Here is a 15,057-nt window from a genome sequence, read left to right as displayed (position 1 = left end):
AGCCGTTCAGCGGTGGATCAGAAGTCCATGCCGCCGGTCGGGTCGCCTGCCGGCGCCGGAGCCTTCTCGGGCTTGTCGGCGACGACGGCCTCCGTGGTCAGGAACAGACCGGCGATCGACGCGGCGTTCTGCAGCGCCGAGCGCGTGACCTTGGCCGGGTCGATGATGCCCGCGGCGAACATGTCGACGTACTCGCCCGTGGCGGCGTTGAGGCCCTGGCCCGCGGGGAGCTCGGCGACCTTGTTCGACACGACACCGGGCTCGAGACCGGCGTTCAGCGCGATCTGCTTCAGGGGAGCCTGGATGGCCACCTTGACGATGTTCGCGCCGGTCGCCTCGTCGCCCTCGAGCTCGAGGCTCGCGAACGCCTTCTCGCCGGCCTGGATCAGCGCGACGCCACCACCGGGGACGATGCCCTCCTCGACGGCCGCCTTCGCGTTGCGGACGGCGTCCTCGATGCGGTGCTTGCGCTCCTTGAGCTCGACCTCGGTGGCCGCGCCCGCCTTGATGACGGCGACGCCACCGGCGAGCTTGGCGAGGCGCTCCTGCAGCTTCTCGCGGTCGTAGTCGCTGTCGGTGTTCTCGATCTCGCGACGGATCTGGGTCACGCGACCCTCGATCTGCGACGCGTCACCGGCACCCTCGACGATCGTGGTCTCGTCCTTGGTGATGATGACCTTGCGCGCACGGCCGAGCAGGTCGAGGGTGGCGTTCTCGAGCTTGAGACCGACCTCCTCGGTGATGACCTGGCCACCCGTGAGGATCGCGATGTCCTGCAGCTGAGCCTTGCGACGGTCGCCGAAGCCGGGGGCCTTGACGGCAGCCGACTTGAAGATGCCGCGGATCTTGTTGAGCACGAGGGTCGCGAGAGCCTCACCCTCGACGTCCTCGGCGATGATCAGGAGCTCCTTGCCGTCCTGGATCACCTTGTCGACGACGGGCAGAAGGTCCTTGATGTTCGAGATCTTCTGGTTCGCGATCAGGATGTAGGGGTCCTCGAAGACCGCTTCCTGACGCTCGGCGTCGGTGACGAAGTAGGGGTTGATGTAGCCCTTGTCGAAGCGCATACCCTCGGTGAGCTCGAGCTCGGTGCCGAAGGTGTTGGACTCCTCGACGGTGACGACACCTTCCTTGCCCACCTTGTCGATGGCCTCGGCGATCAGGGCACCGATCTCGGGGTCGGCAGCCGAGATGGATGCCGTCGCCGCGATCTGGTCCTTGGTCTCGATCTCCTTCGCGCCGGCGAGCAGCTCGTCGGAGAGAGCCTTGACGGCCTTCTCGATGCCCTTCTTGAGGGAGATCGGGTCGGCACCGGCCGCGACGTTGCGCAGACCCTCGCGCACGAGCGCCTGAGCGAGGACCGTGGCGGTCGTCGTACCGTCACCGGCGACGTCGTCGGTCTTCTTCGCGACCTCCTTGACGAGCTCCGCGCCGATCTTCTCGTACGGGTCGTCGAGCTCGATCTCCTTGGCGATCGACACGCCGTCGTTCGTGATCGTGGGAGCGCCCCACTTCTTCTCGAGCACGACGTTGCGGCCACGGGGGCCGAGGGTCACCTTGACGGCGTCGGCCAGGGTGTTGAGGCCGCGCTCGAGGCCGCGGCGGGCCTCCTCGTCGAAAGCGATGATCTTTGCCATAAGTGTGTCGTCCCTCCCGGACGTGAGGTTCAGTACCGTGCCCCCAGGGACTGGGAGCGGGATAGTTCTGGCACTCAGGATGAGTGAGTGCTAAATCATTCTGGCACTCGACCCTAGGGAGTGCAAGCCGCGCGACACCGGCTCGCGCTACCGTGGCACACGCCGCGGCGAGCACCGCGGCGACGGCCTCCTCACCGCACGGAGGAATGGATGACGACGTCCGCAAAGGTCCCCGGATGAGCCGCCCCGCCATCCGTGCACTGGTGCGCGAGGCGACTCTCGCCGCGTTCGACGACGCCGTCGCCACCCTCGACGGCGAGCACCTGTACGCCGTCGCTCTGACGACCGACGACGGCGGCATGAGCCCCGGTCTCTGCCTCACCACGCTCGAGCATCTCCGTGCCCGTCGATCCGATGCCGCCGAGAACGGCGATCTCTCGGAGCCCGGCTACGAGGCTTACCTCCGCTGGGACACCGCCGAGTGGCGGGATGAACTGGTCGGGTGGGAGCACTTCGACGCCGTCGCGCGGGCCATCGACGAGGCCGACGACGACGCGGAACTCAACCCGCCCGAGCTGAGCGGGCCGTTCCTCGCCCGCTACGCGGGCTGACCGACCGGCGTCAGGCGACGACGCGGACGGATTCGGCCTGCGGGCCCTTCTGCCCGGTTCCGACGGTGAACTCGACGGCCTGACCCTCTTCGAGCACGCGGAACCCCGACATCTCGATGTTCGAGTAGTGGACGAAGACATCCTGTCCGTCGCCGAGCGTGATGAAGCCGAAGCCCTTCTCGGCGTTGAACCACTTGACGGTTCCCTGGGTCATGCGCATCTCCTGAAGCTGTGGGACACCCGAAATGCTAGCCACGGCCCCGTGCCGGATCCGGCGGTTCCCGGCTTTGTTGACACTCCCGAACCGAAGTGTTTACGGCGGCGAAACACGCGACGGCCGAGTCGCCGCGGACGGGCTCACTCCGAGCCGAAATCGAGCCCGACGATCACCACGAGCTGCGATCGCGGATCACCGCCGGCGCTCGCCGTCTCGGGCGGCGCGACGACCTGATACGTGTCGTCGAGGGAGACCTCGGCGCCGCCGATCGCATCCGCCAGACCGCGGGCCGCAGCCTCATCGGCGGTCGAGCCGTAATAGACGGTCGTGGTCGGGAAGTCGTCGGAGCTGGCGTTGCTCTCCTGGACGTCCGCCTCCGCCCACCCGGCGGCGATCACGTCCTGGCGGACGGCGTCACCCAGCGCGGCGTCGGGGGTCGCGTTCAGCACGAGCACCTCGTACGACGTGTCCACCTGCGGAGCGACCACCTGCGACGACGAACCGGGCGCCGAACGGGCACTGAAGTCCAGACGACCGGTCGCGAACAGGGTGCTGAGCACCCCCGCCGCGACGATGGCGACGGTGGCCACCACAGACCACAGCACGATGACGCCGACGCGCAGCCGCGGGGTCTCGGCGCGGTGCGCCCCGATCCGAGCCGGACGGGCCGGGAGGTCGTCGAAGCGATCCTTCACTGCGGAGCGCGCCGCGGTCTCGGACGGGTCCGCGGCGGTGGGCTGCTCTGGCTCGGGCGGGGAGGTCGGAGACGGCACCCGAGAATGCTACCGGGCGGATGCCGGGAGCACCCTGGAGCGGGTGCGCCGCTCCCGCTCCTGCGCAGTCTGCAGCCGCCGCAGACGGTGCACGAGGACCGGATCGTAGGCGACGGCATCCGCTGATTCGAGGATCCGCCCCAGCAGCTGGTAGTAGCGCGCAGGGGTCAGCGAGAGCTCGGCGCGCAGCGCCTCCTCCTTCGCCCCGGAGTGCCCGTGCCAGCGCGCCTCGAAATCGAGGACGGCGCGGTCGCGATCGGAGAGGGGCACTCCCCCACGTTACGACCGAGATCCTCCGACACCCCGGAACATCGGGGCGGTTCGTCCGGTTGAATATGTCGAGGGAAGGAAGAACACATGAGCTATCGCGTGGAGAAGACCGACGAGCAGTGGCGGGAGGAGCTGACTCCCGAGCAGTACGCCGTCCTGCGGCAGGCCGGGACGGAGCGCGCGTGGACGGGCGAACTCCTCGATGAGGACCGCGCCGGCCTGTACACCTGTGCCGCGTGCGGCGCAGAGCTGTTCCAGAGCGGCACCAAGTTCGACTCGCACTGCGGCTGGCCGAGCTTCTACGAGTCGGTCCGCCCGGAGGCCGTCGAGCTCATCGAGGACCGCAGCCACGGCATGGTGCGCACCGAGGTGCGCTGCGCGAACTGCGGCTCGCACCTGGGGCACGTGTTCCCCGACGGTTTCGGCACCCCCACGGGCGACCGTTACTGCATGAACTCGCTGTCGCTGTCGTTCACCCCGAAGAACGACTGACCTCCGGGGCACCGCCCCGCTTGCAGGCCGCGCCGACACCGTCAACCCCGGTGTCGGCGCGGCGTCGTGCGTTTAGCGTGGCCTCGAGCGCGGTGAGGGACGCCGCGGTCGGAGGATGCACATGCCCGACACCACCGACCACGCAGACGACCTGCTGGGCGGCCGTTACCGTCTCGGTGAGACGCTCGGCCGCGGCGGCATGGCTGACGTCCACCGCGGCGAGGACGTCGTCCTCGGCCGAGAAGTCGCGATCAAGGTTGTGCGCTCGGGGGCCGACGGAGTCGCCGCCGACAGCCGTGCGCGCGGCGAGGTCAGCGTGCTGGCGGCGCTCAACCACCCGTCGCTGGTGACGCTCTACGACGCGCAACTCGACGCGGACCCGCCTTACCTCGTGATGGAGCTCGTCGACGGACCCACCCTCACGACGCGCATCGCCCGGTCACCGTTGACCCCGTCCGCGGCGGCGACGATGGCCGCCGAGCTCGGCGAAGCCCTCCACGTCGCACACGGCGCCGGCGTGGTGCACCGCGACGTCAAGCCATCCAACGTCCTGCTCGCACCGTCTCACCTCCCCGATCACGAGTTCCGCGCCAAGCTCGCCGATTTCGGCATCGCGTATCTCGTCGACACCGCACGGGTGACGAACCCCGGCGAGGTGATCGGCACCGCCGCCTACCTTGCTCCCGAGCAGGTACAGGGCGTCGATCCAGCACCGCCCGCCGACGTCTACGCCCTCGGCCTGGTCCTGATCGAATCCCTGACAGGGAAGCGGGCCTTCCCCCACGCGGCCGGCGTCGCCACCGCCCTCGCCCGACTCGAGGCCCCACCGGAGATCCCTGCGGAGCTCGACCCGGATTGGCGGGACCTGCTGCGCGACATGACGCGCATCGACCCGGCCGAGCGGCCCACGGCCCTCGACGTCGCGATGCGCGCACGCGCGCTCGCCGCGACCACGTCCGACGCCCGCACCGAAGCGCTTCCCGCTGCCGGCGCGGTGGCCGCCGGCAGTGCCGGCGCAGCGATGGCGGCGGGCTCTGTCGACCATGCTCCGGATGCGGCGACCGAGGCTCTCCTGCCCGCCGGGGCCGCCGCGAGCGACGCCGCTCCCCCTCCAACCACGCCCGCGACGGCCCCCACCAGTGTGCTGGCGGCCGCCTCCAGCGCTTCGCCTGCAGCCGAGGCGACGCGCACCATCGACGCGGCGCCCGCCTCGGCAGCCCCTGCCGAGGGCCAGCCGGCCGAACGCCGGCCCCGCCGACGCTCGCGGCGCCGAGCGACGGTCTGGATCACCGCGGCCGCCGCGGCGGCGCTCGTCGCCGGGACCGGCGGCATCCTGGCCCTCACCGCCGGCGGCGACGAGGTAGCTCCCCCCGACCCCGCTCCCGTCACCGACCCGACCCCGGACGTCAGTCCGACCGCCCCGCTCATCGAGGACGAGGCCCCCGACGAGGTCGACACCGTGAGCGACACGGACACAACGGACGAGCCGGGACCGACGCCGACGCCCGAGGTGACAACCGAGGCGCCCGACGAGGAGGCGACACCGGACGAGGGCGCCACGGAGCCGGCGGAGGAGACGGCCCCGACCGACGACGCCACCGACGACGAGGGCACCGTCGACGACAGCACGGTCGACGACAGCGTCACGGACCCCGTCGAGCCGAGCCCCGCACCCGTCGACGGCGCGGTCACCGAGCCCGACCCGGCCGACAGCCCCGCTCCCGCCGAACCGTCGCCCGCCCCGACCGGCTGACCGCGTCAGCGCCGGACGGGCCAGAACGCGGCGACGAACACCGAGGCCAGTCCGATGACGACGGTGACGGCCTCGATGACGACCCCCGGTCCGGCCGGCGCAGGCCAGAGCACATCGAGAGCCAGTGACGCGAGGAGCTGCCCCGACACCGCGGCCAAGCCGAACAGGAGCACCCCCGTGCGGGCGACGAGGGCGGCCGACAGCATGATGTAGGCCACGCCGAGCGCACCGCCGAGGTAGAGCCACGGCTCCGAGGGCAGCGGCGCCGGTGGTCCGTCGACGATCGTCACGACGACCGCCAGCACCGCCAGGATCGCCGTCCCCAGAGTGAAGTTCACGAGCGTCGCCGTCACCGGGGTCCCGACGCGCACCCGCAGCCGGCCGTTGGTCGCCTGCTGCCAGGCGAGCCCCGCTCCGACGACGACGGGCAGCACGACCATCCAGACGGGCACGCCCGCCAGCCCGTCCCCCGAGATCAGCACCACGCCCACGGCGGCCAGGGCGAGCGCGCCGCCGACCAGTCGCGGCACCGTGACGGCGACGACCCCGCCGGGCCCGTACCCCACCCGGTCGAGGATCAGCCCGCCCACCGTCTGCCCTGCGACGATGCCGACCGTGAACAGCGACACCCCCACGATCCCGACGGCGACGGCCTGGGTTCCGACGGTCAACGCTCCCGCGGCGCCGCCCACCAGCATCCACCACGGAATGCTGCGCTCGCGGATGCCGCGGCTCAGCAGGACCGCACCGCGACGCCCGCCCGGGGTCAGCACCGAGACGAGAGCGATCAGCAACAGACCGCTGCCGAACGAGATGACGGCGGCCACCATGGCGTGCTCGAGACGCACGCCGAGCTGACCGTTGATGCGCGCCTGGACGGCGGTGAGGACGCCGACCGACACGGCACCCACCAGGGCGGGCGCCAGCGAGGTCCGCGCGGACGGGCCCGTCACGCGAGCCGACTCAACCGAACAGCGCCGCGGCTTCTTCGTAGCGGTGCGCCGGCACGGTGTGAAGCGACCCGAGCGCCTCCGCGAAGGGCACCCGCACGATCTCAGTGCCCTGCATGGCGACCATCTGGCCCCAGGCGCCGTCGACGACGGCGTCCGCGGCGTGCAGGCCCAGACGTGTCGCGAGGACACGGTCGAAGCCCGACGGCGACCCGCCGCGCTGGATGTGGCCGAGGACGGTCGCGCGGGTCTCGATGCCCGTGATCCGCTCGATCTCGGGGGCGAGGATCTCGCTGATGCCGCCGAGGCGGGGACGGTTGAAGGCGTCGAGCCCCTTGTCGCTGTACGCCTCGTCCATGCCGGTGAGGGTGAAGCCCTCCGAGACGACCACGAGCGGCGCACGACCGCGGTCGTGGGCCTTCTGGACCTGCTCGGCGATCTCGTCGATCGACATCGGGTGCTCGGGGATGCAGATGACGTGCGCGCCGGCCGCGATCCCGGAATGCAGGGCGATCCAGCCCACGTGACGACCCATCACCTCGGCGACCATGCAGCGCTGGTGCGAGTCACCGGTCGTCCTCAGGCGGTCCATCGCCTCGGTCGCGATGTTCACCGCCGTGTCGAAGCCGAACGAGTAGTCGGTGGCGTGGAGGTCGTTGTCGATGGTCTTCGGCACACCCAGGACGTTGATGCCGTCCTTGTGCAGCCGGTCGGCCGCCGCCAGCGTGCCCTCGCCGCCGATCGCGACGATGCCGTCGAGACGGTGGCCGTACATCGTCTTCGAGATGTTCTCGGCGCCGCCGCGCGGGCCCTCGTAGGGGTTCGTCCGGCTCGTGCCGAGGATCGTGCCGCCGACCTTCGACAGACCCTTCACCTCGTGGCGCGTGAGCGGGAAGAAGTCACCGTCGACCACGCCGCGCCACCCGTCGCGGATGCCCACGAACTCGATGTCGTACGTGGTCGTGCCCTTCAGCACGATGCCCCGGATGACGGCGTTCAGTCCTGGACAGTCGCCGCCGCTCGTGAGGATACCGATCTTCATGAGGGGTCCTTAGGTGATCTCGGGTTGGTGCTGGGGGCGACGCTGCCTCGATGACACTATCGCCGCGACGGCGTCGCCTGCCAGCCGAGCGGGCTCAGGCGGCGCCGAGCGCCTGCCGCAGCAGGTGCATGAGCGCCGACAGCTGCACGGAGTCGCTCGAGGTCGGGTCGACCGCATCGCCGTCGAGGGCGCGCTGCGCGAGACCCTGCTTGCTGTCGATGAGCTCGGCGATCTTCGTGTCGATCGTGTGCGCCGCGATGATGCGCCACGCCGTGACCGGCTCGCCCTGACCGATGCGGTGCACGCGGTCGATCGCCTGCGTCTGCTCGGCGGCCGTCCAGCTGAGCTCGGCGAGCACGACGTTCGAGGCGGCCTGCAGGTTGAGGCCGACACCGGCCGCCGTGAGCGAGCACACCGCGATGGCGACGTCGGGGTCGCCGTTGAACGCGTCGATCGCCTGCTGGCGGACGGGCGTCGTCTGGTCGCCGCGGATCGAGACGGTGCGGAGCCCCGCCGAGGCGAAGTGCGCCTCGGCGGCATCCATCACGTCGATGTGCTTGGCGAAGAAGACCACCTTGCCGACCGAGCGCTGCAGCTGCGCGGCGTAGTCGGCGGCGAGCTGCGCCTTCGCCTGACCGATGCGGCGGACCATCGTGAAGACGTTCTCGGAGCCGGAGCCGGCAGCCTTGGCCTCTTCGAGCTCGCCGTGCGCGACGAGACGCACGATGTCCTCGTCGGCCTCGCCACGGACGACGCGGTCGCCGCGGGCTTCGATGATCCGGCGGTACTTCGCCGCCAGACGCTCGCCCAGCTCGCGCTCGGCGGCGCGGATCGACCGGCCGTACTCGTCGTCCAGCTCGACGGGGAGGTCGGCGACGAGCTTGTCGGGGAGGTCGGCGGCGACGTCCTTCTTCTTGCGCCGCACGATGCCCATCGAGATGACGGCGGAGCGGGCCTCGGGGTAGAACGCCTTGTCGGCGGGGGTGAGGCCCGTCTCGTCGAGGCGCGCCATCAGCTCGGGCCCGGGCTTCTCGCCGTTGGTCCAGCCGAGGAAGCGCCAGATCGCGTCGAAGTCCTCGACGTCGTTGATGAGCGGCGTACCCGTCAGGGCGAGCAGCAGCGGATCGCGCACCTGCTCGCGGATCCGCGAGGCGAGCGCGAGCACGTTGCGCGAGCGCTGCGACGTGAGGTTCTTGATGAAGTGGGCCTCGTCGACGACCACGCCCTTCAGCCCGATCGAGCTGAGCCAGGACAGGTGGCGATCGAGGATCTCGTAGTTGACGATGAAGACGTCCGCGAAGGCATCCATCGTCTCGCCGTCACCCTGGATCACCGTCGCGCGACGTTGCGGGGTCCACCGCTCCACCTCGCGCGCCCAGTTCATCTTCACGACGTTGGGGACGACGACCAGCAGCGGGTAGGCGTCGGCGACGGATGCCGCGAGCACCGACTGCGCCGTCTTGCCGAGACCCGGCTCGTCGGCCAGCAGGAAGCTGCGGTGCCCCGTGCGGACGGCCTCGAGGAACCGCGACTGGTGCGGCATGACGTCGAGCCCCTTGGGCGAGATGCGGTCGAACTCGGGGACGGGCGGCAGGTCCATGGACGCGGCCCCTCCCCCGGCACCGGTCTCGAACGCCTTGTACAGCGGGCCCATCAGTTCCCACCCGTCGAGCCGGCGTCGCGGCGTCGCGACCGGCGCGCGCAGTGCGACGTCCGGGGCGAGGAACGGGTTGGCCTCCTTGCGGGCCTCGACCTGCGGCGGCACGACCTGACGGTCCGCGATCGCCTCGGGGACGACCGGAGCCTGAACGGGCTTCGCGTCGGTGATGATGAGCTCGTCCTCGGGCAGCTCGGCCCCGGACTCGAGGAGCCAGTCGCGGCGCATGCGACGCGCGACGGGCGAGGCCGCCTGGTCGACTTCGAGCAGCTGGATGAGCGAGGTGTCGCGAGCGGCGGTCTTCGCGAGGATCGTCGCCACGCCGTCCAGACGCTTCAGAAGCTCGGCGCGCGCACCGTCGGCGATGTCGGACGCCGCCTTCACGCGGGCGCGCTCCTCGCGCACGAGGAAGGCGATCACCTGGAACTTGACGCGGTTGGTCGGCCCGAGCTTGCCCCGCTGGGCCTTGGCCTCGACCTCGCGCACCTTCCGGGCGAGGATCGGGATGAGGGGTGCCTCGTCGTCTCGGCGCGACGATGATCCCCGACGACGCCGAGCGGCGGTCTTGGGGGCGGTGGCTGCCGTGGTCGGCATGCTCCTCCTGAGCGTGACACCGGCAGATGCCGGCGAGCGTCGTACGAGACGACGGTCTGCGAGGCCGCGAGGTCGGTCGCGACACGAATGTGGTCCCCGGGTCGTCACGGCTGCGGGTACTCGCTTCTGCGAGCTGCGGCGACGGGACGGGCCCTTCCCCCTCATTCTAGCGCGTCGCGGTCCCGGGCTCCCACCGCGACTCGGCGGTGCCGCGCGCGGTGCCGCGTACGCTGGTGTCATGCCCACCGAACGCGAACTCGCCGCCACCATCGACCACGCGATCCTCAAGCCGGAGCTCACCCGCGCGGACGTGGACGCCGAGCTCGACATCGCCGCGGAATGGGGTGTGTTCAGCGTCTGCGTGCGCCCGAGCGACATCCCCCACGCCGTGGCGCGCCTCGACGGCACCGGCGTCGCGGTCGGCACGGTCATCGGGTTCCCGCACGGCACCACCTCGACCGCCGCGAAGGTGGCCGAGACGCGACAGGCGATCGCCGACGGCGCGAGCGAGGTCGACATGGTCGTCAACATCGGCGCGCTGCGCTCGGGCTTCGACGACGTCGTGGTCGAGGACATCCGCGCGGTCGTCGCGGCCGCGGAGGGCCGCGTCACGAAGGTCATCCTCGAGACGGCCCTGCTCGACGACGAGCAGATCGAGCGCGGCAGCCGCCTCACCGAGGCCGGCGGCGCCCACTTCGTGAAGACCTCGACCGGATTCGCCGGCGGTGGGGCCACGATCCCCCACGTCCAGCTCATGCGTCGCACCGTGGGTGCAGGCGTTGAGGTGAAGGCCTCCGGCGGGGTGCGCAGCTACGCCGACGCGATCGCGATGCTCGAGGCCGGCGCGACGCGCCTCGGCACGAGCGGCAGCGCCGTCATCCTCGGCGAAGCGCGTCGCATCGACGCCGGCGACGAGGCGACCGGAGCGGTCGACTCCGGCTCCTACTGACCGGCACGGCTCGCCCCGCGCCGCTCGGACTCAGGCGCCGGGCTGCAGCGCCGCCCGCACCTCGGCGACGTCGGCATCCATCCGCTCGATGAGGGCCTCGATGCCCTCGAAGCGGACCATGCCGCGGATGCGGGCGGTGAACTGCACCTGCACCGTGTGGCCGTAGAGATCGAGGCCGGTCCCATCGAGGACGTACGCCTCGACCTGACGCTGGGGCACGTCGTCGAACGTCGGGTTCGTGCCGACCGAGACGGCGGCCGGGTATCGCGTCGCGGCGCGGACGCGCCCGGCATCCGTCCCCTCGTCGATCAGCCAGCCGGCGTACACGCCGTCGGCGGGGATGAATCCCTCGGCATCCGTCGACAGGTTGGCGGTCGGGTAGCCGAGCTCGCGACCGCGCTTGAGCCCGTGGACCACCTCGGCGCGGACGGCATGGGGGCGCCCCAGCAGGCGGGCGGCGTCCTCCACCTGGCCGGCGGCGAGCATCTCGCGCACCCAGGTCGACGAGACCCGGCGTCCGCCGCCCTGGACGTCGCCCACGACGTCCACCGTGAACCCGTGGGTCTCGCCGAACGTCGTGAGGAAGGCGGGATCACCCGCTCCGCCGCGTCCGAAGCGGAAGTCGACCCCCACCATGACGCACACCGCGTACAGGGCGTCGACGAGGATGCGCTGCGCGAACTCCTCGGGCGCGAGCGCGGCGAGTTCCTCGTCGAAGCGCAGCACGAGCACCGCGTCGACACCGGCCTCGGCGAGCAGGGCGATCTTCTGATCCACGCTCACAAGGGGTTCGGGACAGCGGTCCGGTCGAAGCAGGGCGAGCGGGTTGCGGTCGAAAGTGACGGCGACCACGCGTGCGCCGTCGTCCATCGCGGCCACGCGCGCGCGGTCGATGACGGCGCGGTGCCCCGAGTGCACGCCGTCGAACTTGCCGATCGCGACGACACTCGGGCCGAAGCCGGCGGGCACCTCGGCGGGATCGCGGAAGACGATCACGCGGCGCCCTCCGCGGCGGACCGGGCGTGCCGGTGGGTGATGAGCCACCAGAGCCCCAGGAAGGGCAGCACGAGCGGGACGAGGACGTATCCGATGCCGTACCCCGACCACACCGTGGGGTGGTCGAAGAGCTCGGGATGCGTGAGCGAGAGCGTCCCGACGACGAGCACACCCACGAGTTCGAAGACGATCGCCGCCCACGCGACGCGGTACCACCGCTCGGACGCGCTGAACACGAGCGCGAGGGTGGCGAGGATGTAGACGAGCGCGGCGAGGGCCGACAGCGAGTACGCGAGCGGTGCGTCGTCGAACTCGCGGACGATCTGCACGAACGAACGACCCGTCGCGCCGAGGGCCATGATCGCGTAGACGACCACGAGCACACGGCCGACACCGGTCATCCGACGCGGGGAGGCGGCCGACGGAGCGGTCGAGGTCGGCGCGGTCTCAGGCATGGCCCCTCAATCCTACGACCGCCGCGGACGCGGCCTGGCCGGGGTCAGGCGACCTGCACCGTCCAGATGACGTTCATGCGCCAGATCATGATGGCGATCGCGAACGCGGCGACCCCCATGACGACCGTGCTCCAGCGACCCCGTTCGATGAGCGCCCAGGCGACCGCGGCCGGCGGGATGAGGACCGCCGAGACCAGGTAGACCCAGAACTCCAGCAGATCCCCCGTCGGCGGGTTGCCGGCGAGCGGGGCGATGATCGCGATCACGACCTGCACGATGAGCAGCAGCAGGACGAGCGCCTGCGTACCCACGGAGAGATCGCTCGGGCGACGGCCGGCGAGACCCAGCACGGTGCACAGCAGACCCGCCGCGCACGCGACGGCGATCTGGACGACGGTGAACCACGCGATCACGGCTGCTCCTCGGGCATGTTCATGAGGCTCTTCACGTCGTCGCCGCGACGGCCGACGATCCCGACGAGCGCACCGTCGGGCGCGATCGCTGCGGGTGTGTCGGTCGGCAGGCGGTCCGCCGCCCCGACCAGACGCTTGCCGTGACGGAGATCGCGCGCCTCGTCGGCGGTGACCGCGAAGGTGCCGAGAAGGGATGCCGCGACACCCGCGGCATCCTGCAGCGGGATGTCTTCGGTCAGCTCGGTGACGGCGTCGGCGACGTCGAACGGACCGATCCGCGTGCGCCGGAGCGCCGTGAGGTGCCCGCCCACGCCGAGGTCCGCGCCGAGGTCGCGGGCGAGGGCCCGGATGTACGTGCCGCTCGAGCAGTCGACGACCACGTCGACGTCGACGACGTCGCCGCCCCGACGGATGCCGCGCACCTCGAACCGGCTGATCAGGACATCCCTCGCCTTCAGCTCGACCTGCTCGCCCGCGCGCGCGAGGTCGTACGCGCGGCGCCCGCCGACCTTGATCGCCGAGACGGTGCTCGGCACCTGCGAGATCGGTCCCGTCAGGGTGCGGATGCCGCGGTGGATCGCGTCGTCGGCGACACCACCGGCATCCGCTCTGGCGGTCTCGACACCGTCGGCGTCGTCGGAGTCCGTCGTGACACCCAGGCGGATGGTGGCCTCGTAGGTCTTGTCGAGTCCGACGACGTAGGTGAGCAGCCGCGTGGCGTGACCGACGCCCAGGACGAGGAGCCCGGTCGCCATCGGGTCGAGGGTGCCGGCGTGGCCGATCTTGCGGGTGTTCAGGGCGCGGCGCGCCCGCGCCACGATGTCGTGGCTCGTCACGCCGCCCGGCTTGTCGACGAGGAGTATCCCGCCGCTCCCCTGGCTCTGCTGCATGGCTTCCAGCCTAGGCTGGAGCGGTGCCCGACCTCGCCTCGCCGCTCATCGCGTGGTACCGCGAGAACGCCCGCGACCTGCCCTGGCGGCGCGACGGCTTCGGCGCGTGGGGCACGCTCGTCAGCGAGTTCATGCTGCAGCAGACGCCCGTGTCGCGGGTCGTCCCGCGGCTCGAGGAGTGGCTCGCGCGCTGGCCCACCCCCGCCGACCTCGCGGCCGCTCCCCCGGCCGACGCGGTGCGGCTGTGGGCGAACCTCGGCTACCCCCGCCGGGCGTTGTGGCTGCACCGCGCGGCGACGCAGATCCGGGACCGGCACGACGGGGTCGTCCCCCGCGACGTGGACGCCCTGCTCGCCCTCACTGGGATCGGCGACTACACGGCCCGCGCGGTGGCAGTGTTCGCCTACGGGGACCGGCATCCGGTCGTCGACACCAACACCCGTCGCGTCCTGGCGCGCGCCGTCGACGGCCGGTCGCAGCCCGGATCACCCGCGAAGGCGGACCTCGCGGCGATGGCGGCGATCCTGCCCGCGGACGACGAGGACGCCGCGGTCGTGAACGCCGCCGCGATGGAGCTGGGCGCGATCGTCTGCACGGCGCGTGCGCCGCGGTGCGAGGCGTGCCCGCTCGCGGCCGTCTGCGCCTGGCGGGCGGCGGAGTACCCCGACACCGGCGATGACCGGCGCAAGCAGGCGCGCTACGAGGGCAGCGACCGCCAGGCCCGCGGAGCGATCCTGAGGGCGCTGCGGGATGCCGAAGGCCACCCCGTCCCTGCGGACGAGGTGGCCTCGGAGTGGCCCGATGCGGCTCAGCGCGACCGGGCCGTCGACTCGTTGATCGCCGACGGGCTGGTGGAGGTCACGGACGGTGCCCTGCACCTGCCCCGCTGACCGGACCGCTCAGTCCTCGTCGTCGCTCTCGCGCGGCTTGACGTACGGGTCCGCCTCGCCGGCGTAGGTGCCGCCGGCGGCGGTCGCCGCCACGGCCGCGTCGCGCTCGCGCGCCTCGCGCAGCAGGTCCTCGATGTGGCCCGCGTTCTCGGGCAGCCCGTCGAGGATGAACTCCAGCGACGGCGTGAGGCGCGTGCCGAGCTGACGCCCGACCTCGCTGCGCAGCATCCCGGTCGCGGCCTTCAGCGCCGCAGCCGTGCCCTCGCGGGCCTCGTCGTCGCCGTAGACCGTGTAGAAGACCGACGCGTGCTGCAGGTCGCCCGTGACGCGCACGTCGGTGATCGTGACGAATCCGAGCCGCGGGTCGCGCAGCCCCTTGTCGAGGCGCTCCGCGATGAGCACGCGGATGCGGTCCGCCAACCGTGCCTGCCGTTCCCCAGCCATAGTCCTTCTCCTTCTCTACCCGGC

17 protein-coding genes are annotated in these 15,057 nt (G+C 71.5%); 5 read left to right on the top strand and 12 right to left on the bottom strand.

Going from position 1 to position 15,057, the window contains the following annotated elements; translation table 11 throughout:
- Window positions 1–17 precede the first annotated feature (17 nt).
- Window positions 18–1,637, bottom strand: a complete 1,620-nt coding sequence (gene groL / locus AYL44_RS01660) for a chaperonin GroEL (protein WP_064001528.1) — start codon at window positions 1,635–1,637, stop codon at window positions 18–20.
- 236 nt (window positions 1,638–1,873) lie between these two features.
- Between groL and AYL44_RS01655 the strand changes: the two genes are divergently transcribed.
- Complete coding sequence (locus tag AYL44_RS01655) at window positions 1,874–2,248, top strand: DUF4303 domain-containing protein (RefSeq protein WP_082886118.1); 375 nt, start codon at window positions 1,874–1,876, stop codon at window positions 2,246–2,248.
- Window positions 2,249–2,258: 10 nt separating this feature from the next.
- Here the strand turns inward: AYL44_RS01655 and AYL44_RS01650 are convergent, their stop codons facing one another.
- From AYL44_RS01650 to AYL44_RS01640, 3 genes are all read right to left on the bottom strand, one after another.
- On the bottom strand, window positions 2,259–2,462 hold the full coding sequence (locus AYL44_RS01650) for a cold-shock protein (RefSeq protein WP_064001526.1): 204 nt from the start codon (window positions 2,460–2,462) through the stop codon (window positions 2,259–2,261).
- A 143-nt stretch (window positions 2,463–2,605) separates the two neighbouring features.
- Window positions 2,606–3,238, bottom strand: coding sequence for a LytR C-terminal domain-containing protein (locus tag AYL44_RS01645; RefSeq protein ID WP_064001525.1), 633 nt, complete (start codon window positions 3,236–3,238; stop codon window positions 2,606–2,608).
- 9 nt (window positions 3,239–3,247) lie between these two features.
- Complete coding sequence (locus tag AYL44_RS01640) at window positions 3,248–3,508, bottom strand: DUF3263 domain-containing protein (protein WP_064001524.1); 261 nt, start codon at window positions 3,506–3,508, stop codon at window positions 3,248–3,250.
- 87 nt (window positions 3,509–3,595) lie between these two features.
- On the opposite strand from AYL44_RS01640, the gene msrB reads away from it, so the two are divergent.
- Together msrB and AYL44_RS01630 are read left to right on the top strand one after the other, a co-directional pair.
- Window positions 3,596–4,000 carry a peptide-methionine (R)-S-oxide reductase MsrB gene (msrB, locus tag AYL44_RS01635; RefSeq protein WP_064001523.1) on the top strand — a complete coding sequence of 135 codons (405 nt, stop codon included), beginning with the start codon at window positions 3,596–3,598 and terminating at the stop codon, window positions 3,998–4,000.
- A gap of 121 nt (window positions 4,001–4,121) precedes the next feature.
- Window positions 4,122–5,753 (top strand): serine/threonine-protein kinase, encoded by a 1,632-nt coding sequence (locus AYL44_RS01630; RefSeq protein ID WP_064001522.1) that lies wholly within the window; start codon window positions 4,122–4,124, stop codon window positions 5,751–5,753.
- A gap of 5 nt (window positions 5,754–5,758) precedes the next feature.
- Here AYL44_RS01630 and AYL44_RS01625 read toward each other — a convergent pair whose 3' ends face one another.
- The 3 genes from AYL44_RS01625 to AYL44_RS01615 all read right to left on the bottom strand — a co-directional run bounded on the left by AYL44_RS01625 (window position 5,759) and on the right by AYL44_RS01615 (window position 9,996).
- Window positions 5,759–6,706 carry a DMT family transporter gene (locus AYL44_RS01625; RefSeq protein WP_064001521.1) on the bottom strand — a complete coding sequence of 316 codons (948 nt, stop codon included), beginning with the start codon at window positions 6,704–6,706 and terminating at the stop codon, window positions 5,759–5,761.
- Window positions 6,707–6,716: 10 nt separating this feature from the next.
- Complete coding sequence (locus tag AYL44_RS01620) at window positions 6,717–7,745, bottom strand: ATP-dependent 6-phosphofructokinase (RefSeq protein WP_064001520.1); 1,029 nt, start codon at window positions 7,743–7,745, stop codon at window positions 6,717–6,719.
- A gap of 94 nt (window positions 7,746–7,839) precedes the next feature.
- Window positions 7,840–9,996: a DEAD/DEAH box helicase gene (locus tag AYL44_RS01615; RefSeq protein ID WP_064001519.1), complete on the bottom strand. Its 2,157-nt coding sequence runs from the start codon at window positions 9,994–9,996 to the stop codon at window positions 7,840–7,842.
- 238 nt (window positions 9,997–10,234) lie between these two features.
- Here AYL44_RS01615 and deoC point away from each other — a divergent pair, with 238 nt between their 5' ends.
- A complete protein-coding gene (gene deoC / locus AYL44_RS01610; RefSeq protein ID WP_064001518.1) occupies window positions 10,235–10,945 on the top strand; it encodes a deoxyribose-phosphate aldolase in 711 nt (236 codons plus the stop codon).
- A gap of 30 nt (window positions 10,946–10,975) precedes the next feature.
- Here the strand turns inward: deoC and AYL44_RS01605 are convergent, their stop codons facing one another.
- Genes AYL44_RS01605 through truB form a run of 4 tightly spaced genes read right to left on the bottom strand, consistent with a single transcriptional unit; the run spans window position 10,976 to window position 13,699 of the window.
- A complete protein-coding gene (locus AYL44_RS01605; RefSeq protein ID WP_064001517.1) occupies window positions 10,976–11,941 on the bottom strand; it encodes a bifunctional riboflavin kinase/FAD synthetase in 966 nt (321 codons plus the stop codon).
- On the bottom strand, window positions 11,938–12,396 hold the full coding sequence (locus AYL44_RS01600) for a hypothetical protein (RefSeq protein ID WP_064001516.1): 459 nt from the start codon (window positions 12,394–12,396) through the stop codon (window positions 11,938–11,940). Before AYL44_RS01600 ends, AYL44_RS01605 begins: the two co-directional genes overlap by 4 nt.
- Window positions 12,397–12,440: 44 nt before the next feature.
- Entirely contained in the window at window positions 12,441–12,809 is a 369-nt protein-coding gene (locus AYL44_RS01595; protein WP_064001515.1) for a hypothetical protein, read from the bottom strand.
- Window positions 12,806–13,699 carry a tRNA pseudouridine(55) synthase TruB gene (gene truB / locus AYL44_RS01590; RefSeq protein WP_064001514.1) on the bottom strand — a complete coding sequence of 298 codons (894 nt, stop codon included), beginning with the start codon at window positions 13,697–13,699 and terminating at the stop codon, window positions 12,806–12,808. The genes AYL44_RS01595 and truB overlap by 4 nt, the downstream gene beginning before the upstream one ends.
- A 23-nt stretch (window positions 13,700–13,722) precedes the next feature.
- Between truB and AYL44_RS01585 the strand changes: the two genes are divergently transcribed.
- Complete coding sequence (locus tag AYL44_RS01585; RefSeq protein WP_064001513.1) at window positions 13,723–14,589, top strand: adenine glycosylase; 867 nt, start codon at window positions 13,723–13,725, stop codon at window positions 14,587–14,589.
- A 9-nt stretch (window positions 14,590–14,598) separates the two neighbouring features.
- Here the strand turns inward: AYL44_RS01585 and rbfA are convergent, their stop codons facing one another.
- A complete protein-coding gene (rbfA, locus tag AYL44_RS01580; protein WP_064001512.1) occupies window positions 14,599–15,033 on the bottom strand; it encodes a 30S ribosome-binding factor RbfA in 435 nt (144 codons plus the stop codon).
- Window positions 15,034–15,057: the final 24 nt, after the last annotated feature.

Source organism: Microbacterium oleivorans (genome assembly GCF_001644225.1).
GTDB classification, from domain to species: Bacteria; Actinomycetota; Actinomycetes; order Actinomycetales; family Microbacteriaceae; genus Microbacterium; species Microbacterium gawkjiense.
The sequence above is the reverse complement of the archived record's forward strand: the minus strand, read 5'-3'. Positions and strand labels throughout refer to the sequence as shown.

Bases quoted from the DNA above. Each gene is read 5' to 3' on its own strand.
- rbfA (WP_064001512.1), bottom strand. From the start codon at position 15,033: ATGGCTGGGGAACGGCAGGCACGGTTGGCGGACCGCATCCGCGTGCTC.
- msrB (WP_064001523.1), top strand. From the start codon at position 3,596: ATGAGCTATCGCGTGGAGAAGACCGACGAGCAGTGGCGGGAGGAGCTG.
- AYL44_RS01655 (WP_082886118.1), top strand. From the start codon at position 1,874: ATGAGCCGCCCCGCCATCCGTGCACTGGTGCGCGAGGCGACTCTCGCC.
- AYL44_RS01615 (WP_064001519.1), bottom strand. From the start codon at position 9,996: ATGCCGACCACGGCAGCCACCGCCCCCAAGACCGCCGCTCGGCGTCGT.
- deoC (WP_064001518.1), top strand. From the start codon at position 10,235: ATGCCCACCGAACGCGAACTCGCCGCCACCATCGACCACGCGATCCTC.
- AYL44_RS01600 (WP_064001516.1), bottom strand. From the start codon at position 12,396: ATGCCTGAGACCGCGCCGACCTCGACCGCTCCGTCGGCCGCCTCCCCG.
- groL (WP_064001528.1), bottom strand. From the start codon at position 1,637: ATGGCAAAGATCATCGCTTTCGACGAGGAGGCCCGCCGCGGCCTCGAG.
- truB (WP_064001514.1), bottom strand. From the start codon at position 13,699: ATGCAGCAGAGCCAGGGGAGCGGCGGGATACTCCTCGTCGACAAGCCG.
- AYL44_RS01620 (WP_064001520.1), bottom strand. From the start codon at position 7,745: ATGAAGATCGGTATCCTCACGAGCGGCGGCGACTGTCCAGGACTGAAC.
- AYL44_RS01650 (WP_064001526.1), bottom strand. From the start codon at position 2,462: ATGACCCAGGGAACCGTCAAGTGGTTCAACGCCGAGAAGGGCTTCGGC.
- AYL44_RS01630 (WP_064001522.1), top strand. From the start codon at position 4,122: ATGCCCGACACCACCGACCACGCAGACGACCTGCTGGGCGGCCGTTAC.